We start from the raw sequence: 13045 nt of genomic DNA on the forward strand, positions 1-13045 counted from the left end.
CTCGTTATCTTGCTTCTTGCGTGACGGTACTGCGTTTTCTCTTATGTTGTTATTTTGTCGATACCGTCTGCTGTGTATATTCCCCCCTCTCTATTGTTCGGCAGCGTCAGTTGTGTTTAAGAGACAGGGGCGGGCAGCATCTTCGGCTCGGCGGCGGCGGCGCTGGCGCTGGGCATCGTCGACACCGCCGGCAAATACCTGATCCCGAATTTCGGCGAGTTCTTCTTCTACGCCGCCCTGATCCTGATCCTGTTCCGCTGGCCCCACGGCTTCTTCAAAGGGAGGACGGCATGACGAGCGTCGCCGAGCGCGACGGAAAGGCCGGCGCCGTGGCCCGGCCTGCTCCGCTCGGGCGCCGCCGCGATCTCGGCTGGATCGGCATTCCGCTGGTCGCCGCGGTCGGGCTGGCCGCCTTCTGGCTGCTGCCGGACGATCTGGCGCTGCTGACCCGCATCGCCGCCTCGGCGCTGTTCGTGCTGTCGCTCGACCTCGTGCTCGGCTATGGCGGGATCGCCACGCTGGGGCAGGCGGCGATGTTCGGCACCGGCGCCTATGCCGCCGGCATCGTCGCGGTCAACTGGAACAACGATCCCTTCGTCATGCTGGCGGTCGGCGGGCTGGCCGGCGGGCTGATCGCGCTGGCGACCGGCGCCCTGATCCTGCATGCGCGCGGGCTGACCCTGCTGATGCTGACCATCGCGGTCGGGCAGATCGTGCAGGAGGTCGCCAACAAGGCGCGCGACTGGACCGGCGGCAGCGACGGGCTGTCGGGCATCGACCCGGCCCCGGTGCTGGGGCTGTTCCGCTTCGACATGTTCGGCCGCACCTCCTACCTGTTCGCGCTGGCGGTGCTGGTGGCCGGGCTCCTGGTGGCGCGGCGGATCGTGCGCTCGCCCTTCGGGCTGGCCTGCCGCGGCGTGAAGGAGGATCCCTTGCGGATCTCCGCCATCGGCGGGTCGCCGAAATCCTATCTGGTGGCGCTCTATGGCGTGGCCGGGGTGTTCGCCGGGGTGGCCGGCGCCCTGACCGCGGTGACCAGCGGCATCGTCGGGCTGGACAGCGCCGGCTTCCCCTGGTCGGCGGAGGCGCTGGTGATGCTGGTGCTGGGCGGCACCGGGCGGCTCTATGGTGCTGTGATCGGCACGGTGGCCTTCATGGGCATCCACCACATCCTGGCCGCCAGCGATCCCTTCCACTGGATGGCCTTCATCGGCCTGTTCCTGATCGGCATCGTCCTGTTCCTGCCCGGCGGCATCGCGTCCGGCGTGGAGCGGCTGGGCGGGCTGTTGCGCCGGCCGGCTGGAAAGGGAGGGGACCGGGCATGACCAAGCTTCTTGAGGTCGAGGGGCTGAGCAAGAATTTCGGCGGCCTTCAGGTGTCGTCCGACATCACCATGACGCTGAACGCCGGCGACCGCTGCGCCCTGATCGGGCCGAACGGGGCGGGCAAAACGACCTTCGTCAACCTCGTCACCGGGGTGATCCCGCCCAGCGCCGGCACCATCCGGCTGGACGGCCGCGACATCACGAAGCTGCCGGCGGCGGAGCGGGTGCGGCTGGGGCTGATCCGCAGCTTCCAGGTGGCGCGGCTGTTCAAGTCGATGACGGTGCGCGAACATCTGGAACTGGCCGTCCTCCAGCGCGACCGCCGCACCTTCCGCCTGTTCGCCAACGTCGCCAGGGTGGCCGGGCTGGCCGACGAGGTGGCGGGGCTGCTCGATGCCATGGGGCTGACCCATGCGGCGCACACGGCGGTCGGCTCGCTGGCCTACGGGCAGCAGCGGCTTCTGGAGATCGCGCTGGCGCTCGCCATGAAGCCGAAGGTGCTGATCCTCGATGAGCCGGCGGCCGGTGTGCCCCATTCGGAAAGCCAGCGCATCCTCGACGCCATCGATCGGCTGCCCAAGGATCTGGCGGTGCTGATGATCGAGCACGACATGGATCTGGTGTTCCGCTTCGCGAAGACCATCGTCGTGCTGGCGCAGGGGCGGCTGCTGTGCAGCGGCACCGCCAGGGAGATCGTCGCCGACCCGCGCGTGCGCGAGGTCTATCTGGGGAGCCGGGCCCATGCCCACTGAACCGCGTGGAGCTTTCGAGGTTGCGGATCTGCGCGCCGGCTATGGCAAGACGCTGATCCTCGACGGCGTGTCGCTGGCCGTGCCGGCCGGTGGGCGGCTGGCTTTGCTCGGCCGCAACGGGGTGGGCAAGACGACGACGCTGGCGACGCTGGTCGGCCAGACCACCCGCCATGGCGGCAGCATCCGGCTGGACGGGGTGGAGCTCGGCGGGATGAGCAGTTCGGCGCGGGCGGCGGCGGGGCTCGGCTATGTGCCGCAGACGCGCGACATCTTCAAATCGCTGACGGTGGAGGAGAACCTCGTCACCGGGCTGAAGGGGCGCTCGCGCTCGGCGCTGGAGGAGGCGTACGAGCTGTTCCCCCGGCTGGGCGAGCGGCGGCGCAACGGCGGCGGCGAGCTGTCGGGCGGCGAGCAGCAGATGCTGTCGGTCGCCCGCGCGCTTCTCGGCAAGCCGACGGTGCTGCTGCTGGACGAGCCGCTGGAGGGGCTGGCGCCGGTGATCTGCGACATGCTGATGGCGGCGCTGTCCAGGCTCGACATGACCATCCTGCTGGTGGAGCAGCAGGTCGACCGCGCGCTGGACTTCGCCGAGCGCGTGGTCTTCCTCGACCGCGGCCGGGTGGTGCATGCCGGGCCGGCGGCGCAGGCGAAGGCCGATCCGGCGCTGCTGGAGCGGCATCTGGGCGTGGCGCTGGCGGCGTAGGGAAAACACACCCTCTCCCGCCCCGAGAGAGGGAAGTGGCCCAAGCGAAGCTTGGGAAGGGTGAGGGGTGATCCAAGAGGCCGTGCGGCTTTGGATTCTTGCCTTGCCCCTCACCCTCCCGCCTTTGGCGGGTCCCTCCCTCTCCCGGGGCGGGAGAGGGCTATGTTTGCCGGCTCTACCTAAACGGCGGCGCGTAGAGCAGGCCGCCCTGGGTCCAGGGCTTGTTCTGGCCGCGGTCCATGCCGTAGGGGGTGCCGAGGTTGCGGTCGAAGATCTCGCCGTAGTTCCCCACCTGGGCCAGCACCTGCAAGGCCCAGTCGTCGGGCAGGCCGAGGGTGCGGGAGACGCTGCCGGCGTGGCCCAGCATGCGGTGCAGTTCGGGATCGTCGGGGATGCGGCCGGTCTGGACGTCGGCCGAGGTGACGCCCTTGGCATCGGCCAGCACGATGGCGTGGAGCACCCAGCGGGTGATGTCGTACCAGTTGCGGTCGCCGCGCGCGATGTAGGGCGTCAGCGGCTCGCGCGAGATCACGTCGGGGTAGATGTAAATGCCCATCCCCGCCTGACGGTAACCGGCGAGCGAGGTCACCAGAACCGTGCGGTCGGTGGTCAGCAGGTCGCATTCATGGGCGAGGAAGGCCTGCAACGCCTCGTCCAGCGTCTGAAAGGTGCGGATCGTCCAGGGCAGGTCCGACTTGCGGATATGGTCCTCCAGATTGCGGACCGTGGTGGTGGCGGTCTTGACGCAGACGGTGCGGACGCCCAGCCGGTCGAGCGGCGGCGGCGGTGTGCCGTCCGAGTGGATGGCGAAGCCCTGGCCGTCATGCAGCAGCGGCATCAGGAATTCGATGTCGTGCGACAGCTCGCGGCTGAAGGTCCAGGTCGTGGTGGTCAGTGCCACGTCGACCTCATGCTTCTCCACCGCCTGGAATTCCTGCGGCTTCTCCGGCAGGCGGACGACGCGGATCGCCTGGGCGTTGCCGAGCGTCGCCGCGGCGAAGACCCGGCAGACATCGACCAGGAAGCCGTCGAGATGCCCCTGCGGGTCGGAGAAGGAGATGCCGCTGACGCCGCTGCGCAGGCCGCAGATCAGGAAGCCGCGGCCATGGATGCGCTCCAGCGTGTCGCCGTCCTCGGCCCAGGCCGGTGGTGCGAGCGCCAGCGAGGCCAGCGCCAGCAGCAGAAGCAACGCCAACCGCATCCCGACACCCATCTCCAGACCTGTCCCATCCGCCGCCCGTCCGCGGCGGGCGGGATCAGGCCGCCTGCCCGGCGCGCAGCGTGCCGAGCAGACTATGCAGCGAAGCCGCTTCCTCGGCCAGCGTGTTCGCCGTTTCGGTCAGCGAGGCGGCGATGTCGCCGGTGCGGGCAGCCTGGGCGCTGACGCCATCAATCAGGCTCGCCACCTCGCCGGTGTTGCCGGCGATCACGCCGACGCGGTTGCGGATGTCGGTGGAGGAGTCGGTCTGGCGGGCCACCGCGCCGCCGATCAGCCCCTGCACCTCGCTGATGCGCTCGACCGAGCCGGAGATGCGGGCGAAGGTGCCGACGGTGTTCTGGATGCTGCCGTTGATGGCGCTGACCGAACTGGCGATCTGCACGGTGGCGTTGGCGGTCTCCTCCGCCAGCTTCTTCACCTCCGCCGCCACCACGGCGAAGCCCCGCCCCGCCACGCCGGCCGCCGCGGCTTCGATGGTGGCGTTCAGCGCCAGCAGTTTGGTCTGGTGGGCGATGCTGGTGATGACGTCGACGATGCGGCGGATCTGCTCGGTGTTCTCGCCCAGCTGGCCGACCACCTCGCGGGCGGCGGTCAGTTCGCCCAGCGTGGCGCCGACCACGCTGGCCGCCTCGCTCGTCAGGCTGGAGACGGTGCCGATGGTGTCCATCAGCACCCCGGCGCTGTCGTTGCAGGTGTTGGCGTTGCGGTTGCTCTCGGCGACGAAGCTGCCGGCGCTGACCGTGCTGTCGATGGTGCCGGAGGATTCGCGGCGCAGCGCGTCGGCCAGCTCGCGCAGCTGGCCCGACTGGGTGGCGACGCCCGACGCCACCTGATGCACGTCCTCCATCAGCTGACGGGCCAGCGCGGCGGAGCGCATCTGCTCGGTCACATCGGTCCAGGACAGGGTCTTGCCCAGCACGTTGCCCTGGTCGTCGAACACGGTGTCGACATGGGCCTCCACCGTCGTCTCGTCCACCGTCAGGGTGCGGCGCGGGATCGGCGGGCGGGCGGGGTCGGTGCAGGCGGCGGTGAAGTCCGGCCCCTGGGCCAGCAGGTCGGGGCCGGCCGGGTCGATGCCGTGCGCCTCGCAGAAGCTCCGGGCGGCGGGATTGACGAACCCGACCTGACCGTCGGTGCGCAGGAGGGCGGTGGGCACCGGGCTGCTGTCGACCATCCGCTTCATCAGCAGCACCTGCTCGACGCTGCCGCGCAGGCGGCGGAGCGCGGCGGCCATCACCGCCAGCTCGTCGCGGCCGGTGCGGGGAACCTCGATGGACAGGTCGCCGGCGGCGATCTGCTCCATGGCGCGGGCGAACTTGCGCAGGTTGGCGATGACGGCGACGCGCAGGAGCAGGGCGGCGGCGATGGCGACGGCCAGCGCGAAGGCGGCGACCATCTTGAGGGCGTCGTTGCGCAGGGCCTCCGTCGCGCCGACGAATTCCGACACGTCGCGCGAGATCTCCGCCGTCGCCCAGGGCAAACCGCCGTCGCCGCCGAGCGACACGGTGGTGGTGGAGAGCTGCGCATGGGCCGACGGCTCGCCGCCCTTGGCCTCGAACAGCACGCCGCCCTTGGCGTCGGTGATGCGGATGTCGGCGTCCAGCACCGCGCCCAGATTGGACAGGGCGGGCAGGGGATCGGTCACCACCTCCAGGAAGCCCAGGACGCGGAAGCCGCCGATGGGGACGATCATGCTGAACAGCGGACGCCCCTGGCCGTCGCGCCACAGCAGGCTGGCCGGGCGGCGCTTGTCGGCGATGTCGCGGGTCTTCAACGCCTCGAACAGCGGGGCGACGGTGGCGACGCTCTCCTGCTCCCCGCCGGTGGCGGCGATGCGCGCCATGTCGGCGTCATAGACGGCGACCGAGACCAGCCGAACCTCGCGGTCGACCACCACGGGCCGCGCGTTGATGTTCTTCAGCGCCAGCATCGTCTTGGCCGGGTCCTTCTGGTTGATGCTGTCGACCAGGAAGGCGTCGCGGCTCCATTCGTTGGCGTGGCCCTGGAGCCAGTCCGTGTAGTTCTTGCGGATGCGGTCGTTGGCAAGCACCCGCAGGGTGGCCGCCGCGCTGCTGTTGAAGGTGGTCAGCGCGAAGTCGGTATAACGCTGCGACACCCAGGCCTGGCTGGCGATCAGCGCCGCCACCAGCACGCCCACCACCGACACCATGGCGCGGCGCAGGGTCCAGAAGCGGTGGCGCGCACCGCCATCGTCCAGGGTGCTGCCCGCATTCGTCGAGATCGCCGTCATGCCCAAACCCCCGCCGCCAGTGAACGGTTTCAACGGATTGCTACACGCATATCGTCGCAGGGCCCTTTGAACGGTTTAGCGTTCATTTGTGAACAGTTCGTGTCTTTTCGTTTGCATTTGAGGCAAGCGGGGATGAACGGCGTAAGGAAGCAGACGGTCTTTTGGGCGGATGTGCGGTCTATGACTTTCCCAGGGAGGAATCCGGCAAGAAGAAAAGCAACCGGATGTGGTGGATTGACTTCGGAAGAGGACGGCTGCCCGCGTCGATGCATAAAAAATGGGCCACGGAAGCGCGCGAAAAATTTTCGCGATTTCCGTGGCCCAGTTTGCCGAGCGCGTGGCCGCCGCGAGACTGAAGCGACGGGGGAGTTTGCTCGGGGTTTGGTGGACTGCCCTCTCCCGGGACGGGAGAGGGAGTGTTCATCCGTCCTGCGTGACGTCGCCGGCGAACAGGTAGCCTGTGCCGTGGACGGTGACGATCAGCCTCGGGTCGGCGGGATCGGTCTCGATCAGGCGGCGCAGGCGGCGGACGAGGCTGTCGATGGTGCGGTCGGTGGCGTCCGTCTTGCGCCGCGTCGTCGCCGTCAGCAGATAGTCGCGGTTCATCACCCGGCCGGGGTTGCAGACGAAGGTCGACAGCAGTTCGAACTCCGCGCCGGTCAGCCGCACCGGGTTGCCCTGCGGGTCGGTCAGGCGCATGCGGTCGAGCCACAGCGTCCAGCCGGAAAAGCAGCGCTTGCGGTCGTCGCGCTGGTCGCCCGGTGCCTTCAGCCGGCGCAGCAGGTTCCGCACCCGGGCCAGGATCTCGCGCGGTTCGAAGGGCTTCGCGATGTAGTCGTCGGCCCCCATCTCCAGCCCGATGATGCGGTCCAGCTTCTCCGCCCGGCTGCTGACCAGGATGATGCCGATCTCCGACACCGCGCGCAGCTCGCGGGTCAGGGTCAGCCCATCCTGGCGCGGCAGCCGGATGTCGAGCAGCACCACGTCCACCGACGCCGCCGCCAGCAGATCCTTCAGCTCTTCCGCACTTCGGGCCAGCAGGACGTCGAAGCCCTCATCCGTCAGGTAGGACTTCAGCGTCTCGCGCGTCACCGCGTCGTCGTCGGTGATGGCAATGGTCGCCGCCATGACCCTCTTGTCCGCCTCTCAGCCGCTCCGCCTCAATGTTCCAGGATCTGGCCCAGGAACTGGCGGGTGCGCTCGCTTTTCGGGTTTTCGAAGAATTCGGCCGGCGACCCGCTCTCGATGATCGAGCCTTCGGCCATGAAGACAATAGAGTCGGCGACCTGCCGGGCGAAGCCCATTTCGTGGGTGACGCAGACCATGGTCATGCCTTCGCCGGCCAGCTCGGTCATGACGTCCAGCACCTCCTTGACCATTTCGGGGTCGAGGGCGGAGGTCGGCTCGTCGAACAGCATGATCTCAGGCCGCATGCACAGCGCGCGGGCGATGGCAACGCGCTGCTGCTGGCCGCCGGACAGCTGGCCGGGGAACTTGTGCGCCTGGTCGGGGATGCGAACCCGCTTCAGGTACATCATGGCGATTTCCTCGATCTCGGACTTCGCCATGCCGCGGACCCAGATCGGGGCCAGCGTCAGGTTCTGGAGCACCGTCAGGTGCGGGAACAGGTTGAAGTTCTGGAACACCATGCCGACCTTGCGGCGGATCTTCTCCACCGCCTTGACGTCGTCGGTCAGCTCGATGCCGTCGACGATGATGTGGCCGGTCTGGTGCGCCTCAAGCCGGTTGATGCAGCGGATCATCGTCGACTTGCCCGAGCCGGACGGGCCGCAGACGACGACCTTCTCGCCCTTGCCGATGGTGATGCTGACGTCGCGCAGCGCGTGGTAGCTGTTGTACCACTTGCCGACCTTGCGGAGTTCGATGATGGCGTTGGCGGTCATTTTTCGTTCTCCAGAGCCGGTCAGCGGCGGGTGTAGCGGTTGGCCAGACGCTCCAGCCACTGGCTGTAGCGCGACATGCTGAAGCAGAAGATCCAGAACATCAGCCCGGCGAAGACATAGACCTCGGCGAAGTAGGGGCGCCATTCGGGGTCGGTCGTCGCCACGGTGGCGGCGGTCAGCAGGTCGTACAGGCCGACGATGGTGACCAGCGAGGTGTCCTTGAAGGCGCTGATGAACTGGTTGACGATGGGCGGGATGACGATGCGCAGGGCCTGCGGCAGGACGATCAGCATCGTCTTCTGCCAGTAGCTGAGGCCAAGCGCGTCGGCGGCCTCGTACTGGCCCTTGGGGATCGCCTGCAATCCGCCGCGCACGGCCTCGGCCAGATAGGCGGCGGTGAAGAGCGTCATGCCGGCGAGTGCGCGCAGCAGCTTGTCGACCGTGACGCCTTCCGGCAGGAACAGCGGGAACATCACCGAAGCCATGAACAGCACGCTGACCAGCGGCACGCCGCGCATCGCCTCGATGAAGCCGACGCAGAAGGTGCGGATGGCGGGCAGCGAGGACTGGCGGCCCAGCGCCAGCAGGATCGACAGCGGGAAGGCGAGAGCGATGGAGAAGACCGACAGCATCAGCGTGATCGGCAGCCCGCCCCAGCGGTCGTTCGGCACATAGGTGAGGCCGGCGACGCCACCCCACATCAGCACGCCCATGCCGACTAGGGTCAGCGTCCAGGCGACGGCCAGCCAGGGCCGCCAGAAGGCGCGCACGCCGCTGGCCCCCAGCATCGCCACGAACAGGGCGCAGGCCAGGAAGGGGCGCCACTGCTCGTCGTAGGGATAGGTGCCGAAGAAGATCAGCCGGTGCTTGACCACGATCACCGACCAGCAGGCGCCGGCCGCCTCGCGGCAGGCCTCCGACGAGCCGGACCAGCTGGCGTTCAGCAGCAGCCAGTTGGCCATCGGCGGCACCACCAGCCACAGCAGGAACAGGCAGGCGACGGTCAGCGCCGTGTTCAGCGGCGTGTTGAACAGATTGTCCTTGGCCCAGCCGAAGGGCTTCAGCGCCGTCATGCCGTTGGGCTGCGGCGGGGCGGAGGCCTGGGTCGGCTCCTCCTCGTAAGACGCGGCCCAATGGGCGGGTGGAACGGGAGCGGTGGGGATGGGGGCCTGATCGGCGGAGGAGTGCTTGCTCATCGGGTCACCAGAGCCACGCGGCGGTTGTACCAGTTCATGAAGCCGGAGATCGCAAGGCTGATGATGAGATAGACGAGCATCATCATCGCCACCGCCTCCACCACCTGACCGGTCTGGTTGGCCGAGGTGTTGGAGACGCTGACCAGATCCGGATAGCCGATGGCGACGGCCAGCGAGCTGTTCTTGGTCAGGTTCAGATACTGGCTGGTCAGCGGCGGAACGATGACGCGCAGCGCCTGCGGCAGGATGACGAGGCGCAGGATCTTGCCCGGCGACAGGCCCAGCGCCAGCCCGGCCTCGGTCTGGCCGTGCGGCACGGCGAGGATGCCGGAGCGCACGATCTCGGCGATGAAGCCGGCGGTGTAGACCGACAGGCCGATCAGCAGTGCCGTGAATTCCGGGGTGACCGATCCGCCGCCCTCGAAGTTGAAGCCGGCCAGTGCCGGCACGTCGAACGCCAGCGGGGCGCCGGTGACGATGAAGGCCAGGGCCGGCGGCAGCAGCAGGGCGGCGATGACGGCCGGCAGGGTCGGGAAAGGCTTGCCGGTGGTCTCGCGCCGGCGGCGGCCGTAGCGGACGACGGCGATGGCGGCGGCGATGCCGGCGACCAGCGCCAGCAGGATCCAGCCATGGCCGGCATGTTCCACCAGGACCGGGAACTTCATGCCGCGGTTGCTGAGGAAGATGCCCGGCAGCACCTCCAGCGCCTCGCGCGGGCTGGGGAGCCGGTTCAGGATCGTGTACCAGACCACCAGCTGCAGCAGCAGCGGCACGTTGCGGACCGTCTCGACATACAGGGTGGCGAAGCGGTTCACCATCCAGTTGGACGACAACCGCCCGATGCCGATCAGCACGCCCAGCACGGTCGCCAGCACGACGCCGGCGGCCGACACCGCCAGCGTGTTCAGGAGGCCGACCACCAGGGCCGTCAGATAGGTGTCGGAGGCGGAATAGGGCAGCAGGCTCTCGCCGATCTCGAATCCGGCCTCGCGGTGCAGGAAGCCGAAACCGGTGGCGACGCCGCGGGTGGCGAGGTTGGTCAGCGTGTTGGAAACGAGATACCAGGCGACGGCGAGGGCGCAGGCCAGGAACAGAGCCTGATACAGCCACCCCCGCACGCGCGCGGAATTCAGCGCCTGGACCGGGTTTGTCATGGTGTTGCTCCGTGCGGGGGTGAAAGGCCCTCTCTTCCCCCGGAAGGGGAAGAGAGGGAGGGCGCCCTTACTTCATCGGCGGGGCGTACATCAGGCCGCCTTCGGTGTAGAGGGCGTTCTGGCCGCGCGGCATCTTCAGCTTGGAGCCCGAGCCGACGTTGCGCTCATAGCTCTGGGCGTAGTTGCCGACCTGCTTGATGATGGCGTAGGCCCAGTTCTCCTCGACGCCCAGCGCCTTGCCGTTGCCGGCGGTGACGCCCAGCAGCCGCTTCACGTCCGGATCGGGCGAGGTCATGGCGGCGTCGACGGTCTCCGAGGTCAGGCCCTTCTCCTCGGCCTGGACCATGGCGTAGAAGGCCCAGGTGACCAGGTTCATCCACTCCTCGTCGCCCTGGCGCACGGCCGGGGACAGCGGCTCCTTGGAGATCAGCTCGGGCAGGATGACGTAGTCGTTGGGGTTCTGCACCTCGGCGGCGCGGATGGCGGCCAGCTGGGAGGCGTCGGAGGTCAGGGCGTCGCAGCGGCCGGCGAAGAAGGCCTTGTTCAGCTCCTCGTTCTTCTCGATGACGACCGGCTTGAAGGTCATCTTGTTGGCGCGGAAGTAGTCCGACACGTTCTGCTCGGTCGTGGTGCCGGGCAGGACGCAGACGGTGGCGCCGTTCAGCTGCTTGGCGCTCTTCAGCCCGAGCTTGGCCGACACCATGAAGCCCTGGCCGTCGAAATAGTTGGTCGGGGCGAAGTTCAGGCCGTTGGCGGTGTCGCGGGTCAGGGTGCGGGTGGTGTTGCGGGCCAGCAGGTCGATCTCGCCGGACTGGAGCGCCGGCAGGCGCTGCTGCGCCGACAGCGGGGTGTACTTCACCTTTTCGGCATCGCCGAACATGGCGGCGGCGACGGCGCGGCACATGTCGACGTCGAGGCCCGACCACTTGCCCTTGTCGTCGGGCGAGGAGAAGCCGTACAGGCCCAGGTTGACGCCGCACTGGACGTAGCCCTTCTGCTTCACGCCGTCGAAGGTGGCGCCGGCCTGGGCGGTACCAGAGAGGGCAATGGCGGAGACGGACAGGGTGGCCGCGATGGCGAGTGCGCTCAGATGGGACTTCACGGGGCGGGGCTCCTTCAGCCTTGTGGTTCAATGGACGCCGGGGCAGAGGGCTCCGGCCGCCGCATGCCGCCACAATCGCTCCGTGGATTGAACAAAGTGCCCGCCCGTCATGAACGGATGTGGCGAAGATGTGAACAGCTTTGGACAGATGGGCCGCGTGCACGGCGAAGCCGATGGCCGGGCTTCGCCCGCCGATGGTCACGGCTGCCGGCCGATATTTAACGTGCACGGGCTTCCCCATGCCCTTACAAGCGATGGGTGCCGGTCATATGTGTGCGCCGGGAGTTCCGGGTGTCGCTCTGGGAGTCATGGGAGGAATGGGGTCCGATCGGCCGGTCTGGCAGTGGGTTGCGCGTTTTTCGCTGCTGCGGCACGGTCCGGTGCCGCGCTACGGCGCAGCGCTGCTGATCTTCGCCGCCGCACTGCTGGTGCGACAGGCTGCCGACGGCACCCTGCCCACCGGCTTTCCCTATCTCACCTTCTTTCCGGCGGTGATCGTGACCACCTTCATGGCCGGTCGGGGGCCGGCGGTGGTGACCGCGGTGCTGTCCGGACTGGCGGCGTGGTATTTCTTCATTCCGCCCTACCATTCCTTCGGTCTCGATGCGTCGGTCGGGGTGGCGCTGGCCTTCTATGCGGTGGTGGTCGCGGTGGACATCGCGCTGATCCACGGCATGCAGGTGACGCTGGCCCGGCTGCAGGAGGAGCGCGGCCGCACCGCCTCCCTGCTGGAAGCGCAGACCACCATGTTCCACGAGTTGCAGCACCGCGTCGCCAACAACATGCAGTTCGTTTCCGCCCTACTGGATTTGCAACGGCGGTCGATCGACCGGTCGCCGGAGGCTGCGGTGGCGGCGCTGGAGGAGGCGGGGCGGCGGCTCGACACCATGGCGCGGGTGCACCGGCGCCTGCACGATCCGCGTTCCGGCGACGATTTCGGCAGCCACATCGACGGGCTGTGCCGGGACATGCTGGCGGCGGCCGGCATGTCCGGCGTCACCTGCCGCGTGACCGTGCAGGCGGCACCGCGGTCGCCCGAACGGCTGCTGGCGCTGGCCATGCTGATCGTCGAGGCGCTGACCAACAGCCTGAAGCACGCTTTCGCCGGGCGCGACGGTGGCGGCACCGTCACCATCGAGCTGACCAAGCTGCCGGACCAGCCCGGCCAGCTGCGTCTGCTGGTGATGGACGATGGGGTCGGTCTGCCGGACGGCTTCGACGTGCAGCAACTGTCCAGCCTGGGCTGGAAGATCATCCAGAGCCTGGCCGCCCAGCTGTCCGGCCGGCTGAGCCATGGCCCCGCAAATGGCCCCGGCGGCGGCACCGGTACGCGGATCGAATTGCATTTTCCCGCCTGATGCGGCATCTGCACCGACTCCGATCGCGGCTTTTCCGTCGCCATCGGAAGAACTATCTGTGATCTTGCCGGTTGCTGCGGG

Annotated in this window: 11 protein-coding genes; 4 read left to right on the plus strand and 7 right to left on the minus strand. The window is 68.4% G+C overall.

All coding sequences use genetic code 11. The features are described from left to right. Positions 1-290 precede the first annotated feature (290 nt). From GBZ48_RS30640 to GBZ48_RS30650, 3 genes are read left to right on the plus strand one after another with little or no spacing between them, the layout of a single operon-like run. On the plus strand, positions 291-1325 hold the full coding sequence (locus tag GBZ48_RS30640) for a branched-chain amino acid ABC transporter permease (protein ID WP_174474475.1): 1035 nt from the start codon (positions 291-293) through the stop codon (positions 1323-1325). Next, the gene (locus GBZ48_RS30645) at positions 1322-2077 is read left to right on the plus strand and encodes an ABC transporter ATP-binding protein (protein ID WP_174474476.1); all 756 of its coding nucleotides are present in this window, start codon (positions 1322-1324) and stop codon (positions 2075-2077) included. The genes GBZ48_RS30640 and GBZ48_RS30645 overlap by 4 nt, the downstream gene beginning before the upstream one ends. Then, a complete protein-coding gene (locus GBZ48_RS30650) occupies positions 2067-2780 on the plus strand; it encodes an ABC transporter ATP-binding protein (RefSeq protein ID WP_174474477.1) in 714 nt (237 codons plus the stop codon). Before GBZ48_RS30645 ends, GBZ48_RS30650 begins: the two co-directional genes overlap by 11 nt. 175 nt (positions 2781-2955) lie before the next feature. Here the strand turns inward: GBZ48_RS30650 and GBZ48_RS30655 are convergent, their stop codons facing one another. The 7 genes from GBZ48_RS30655 to GBZ48_RS30685 form a co-directional block, all read right to left on the minus strand. Beyond that, positions 2956-3993: an amino acid ABC transporter substrate-binding protein gene (locus GBZ48_RS30655; protein WP_174474478.1), complete on the minus strand. Its 1038-nt coding sequence runs from the start codon at positions 3991-3993 to the stop codon at positions 2956-2958. Between the two features lie 43 nt (positions 3994-4036). Further along, positions 4037-6250, minus strand: a complete 2214-nt coding sequence (locus GBZ48_RS30660) for a methyl-accepting chemotaxis protein (protein WP_174474479.1) — start codon at positions 6248-6250, stop codon at positions 4037-4039. 420 nt (positions 6251-6670) lie between these two features. Then, positions 6671-7378: a response regulator gene (locus GBZ48_RS30665; RefSeq protein WP_174474480.1), complete on the minus strand. Its 708-nt coding sequence runs from the start codon at positions 7376-7378 to the stop codon at positions 6671-6673. Positions 7379-7410: 32 nt separating this feature from the next. Then, positions 7411-8154 carry an amino acid ABC transporter ATP-binding protein gene (locus tag GBZ48_RS30670; RefSeq protein ID WP_109446005.1) on the minus strand — a complete coding sequence of 248 codons (744 nt, stop codon included), beginning with the start codon at positions 8152-8154 and terminating at the stop codon, positions 7411-7413. Between the two features lie 20 nt (positions 8155-8174). Further along, positions 8175-9350 carry an amino acid ABC transporter permease gene (locus GBZ48_RS30675; RefSeq protein WP_209798200.1) on the minus strand — a complete coding sequence of 392 codons (1176 nt, stop codon included), beginning with the start codon at positions 9348-9350 and terminating at the stop codon, positions 8175-8177. Further along, positions 9347-10504 carry an amino acid ABC transporter permease gene (locus GBZ48_RS30680; RefSeq protein WP_109446009.1) on the minus strand — a complete coding sequence of 386 codons (1158 nt, stop codon included), beginning with the start codon at positions 10502-10504 and terminating at the stop codon, positions 9347-9349. The genes GBZ48_RS30675 and GBZ48_RS30680 overlap by 4 nt, the downstream gene beginning before the upstream one ends. Before the next feature lie 67 nt (positions 10505-10571). Then, entirely contained in the window at positions 10572-11606 is a 1035-nt protein-coding gene (locus GBZ48_RS30685; RefSeq protein WP_098735882.1) for an amino acid ABC transporter substrate-binding protein, read from the minus strand. A gap of 317 nt (positions 11607-11923) precedes the next feature. Between GBZ48_RS30685 and GBZ48_RS30690 the strand changes: the two genes are divergently transcribed. Next, complete coding sequence (locus GBZ48_RS30690) at positions 11924-12964, plus strand: sensor histidine kinase (protein ID WP_174474481.1); 1041 nt, start codon at positions 11924-11926, stop codon at positions 12962-12964. Positions 12965-13045 lie beyond the last annotated feature (81 nt).

Origin of the sequence: Azospirillum melinis (genome assembly GCF_013340935.1) — a bacterium.
Lineage (GTDB): Bacteria > Pseudomonadota > Alphaproteobacteria > Azospirillales > Azospirillaceae > Azospirillum > Azospirillum melinis.

Excerpts from the sequence above, each read along its gene's own strand:
- GBZ48_RS30640 (WP_174474475.1), top strand. The coding sequence starts at position 291 with ATGACGAGCGTCGCCGAGCGCGACGGAAAGGCCGGCGCCGTGGCCCGG.
- GBZ48_RS30675 (WP_209798200.1), bottom strand. The coding sequence starts at position 9,350 with ATGAGCAAGCACTCCTCCGCCGATCAGGCCCCCATCCCCACCGCTCCC.
- GBZ48_RS30655 (WP_174474478.1), bottom strand. The coding sequence starts at position 3,993 with ATGGGTGTCGGGATGCGGTTGGCGTTGCTTCTGCTGCTGGCGCTGGCC.
- GBZ48_RS30660 (WP_174474479.1), bottom strand. The coding sequence starts at position 6,250 with ATGACGGCGATCTCGACGAATGCGGGCAGCACCCTGGACGATGGCGGT.
- GBZ48_RS30680 (WP_109446009.1), bottom strand. The coding sequence starts at position 10,504 with ATGACAAACCCGGTCCAGGCGCTGAATTCCGCGCGCGTGCGGGGGTGG.
- GBZ48_RS30645 (WP_174474476.1), top strand. The coding sequence starts at position 1,322 with ATGACCAAGCTTCTTGAGGTCGAGGGGCTGAGCAAGAATTTCGGCGGC.
- GBZ48_RS30650 (WP_174474477.1), top strand. The coding sequence starts at position 2,067 with ATGCCCACTGAACCGCGTGGAGCTTTCGAGGTTGCGGATCTGCGCGCC.
- GBZ48_RS30665 (WP_174474480.1), bottom strand. The coding sequence starts at position 7,378 with ATGGCGGCGACCATTGCCATCACCGACGACGACGCGGTGACGCGCGAG.
- GBZ48_RS30690 (WP_174474481.1), top strand. The coding sequence starts at position 11,924 with ATGGGGTCCGATCGGCCGGTCTGGCAGTGGGTTGCGCGTTTTTCGCTG.
- GBZ48_RS30670 (WP_109446005.1), bottom strand. The coding sequence starts at position 8,154 with ATGACCGCCAACGCCATCATCGAACTCCGCAAGGTCGGCAAGTGGTAC.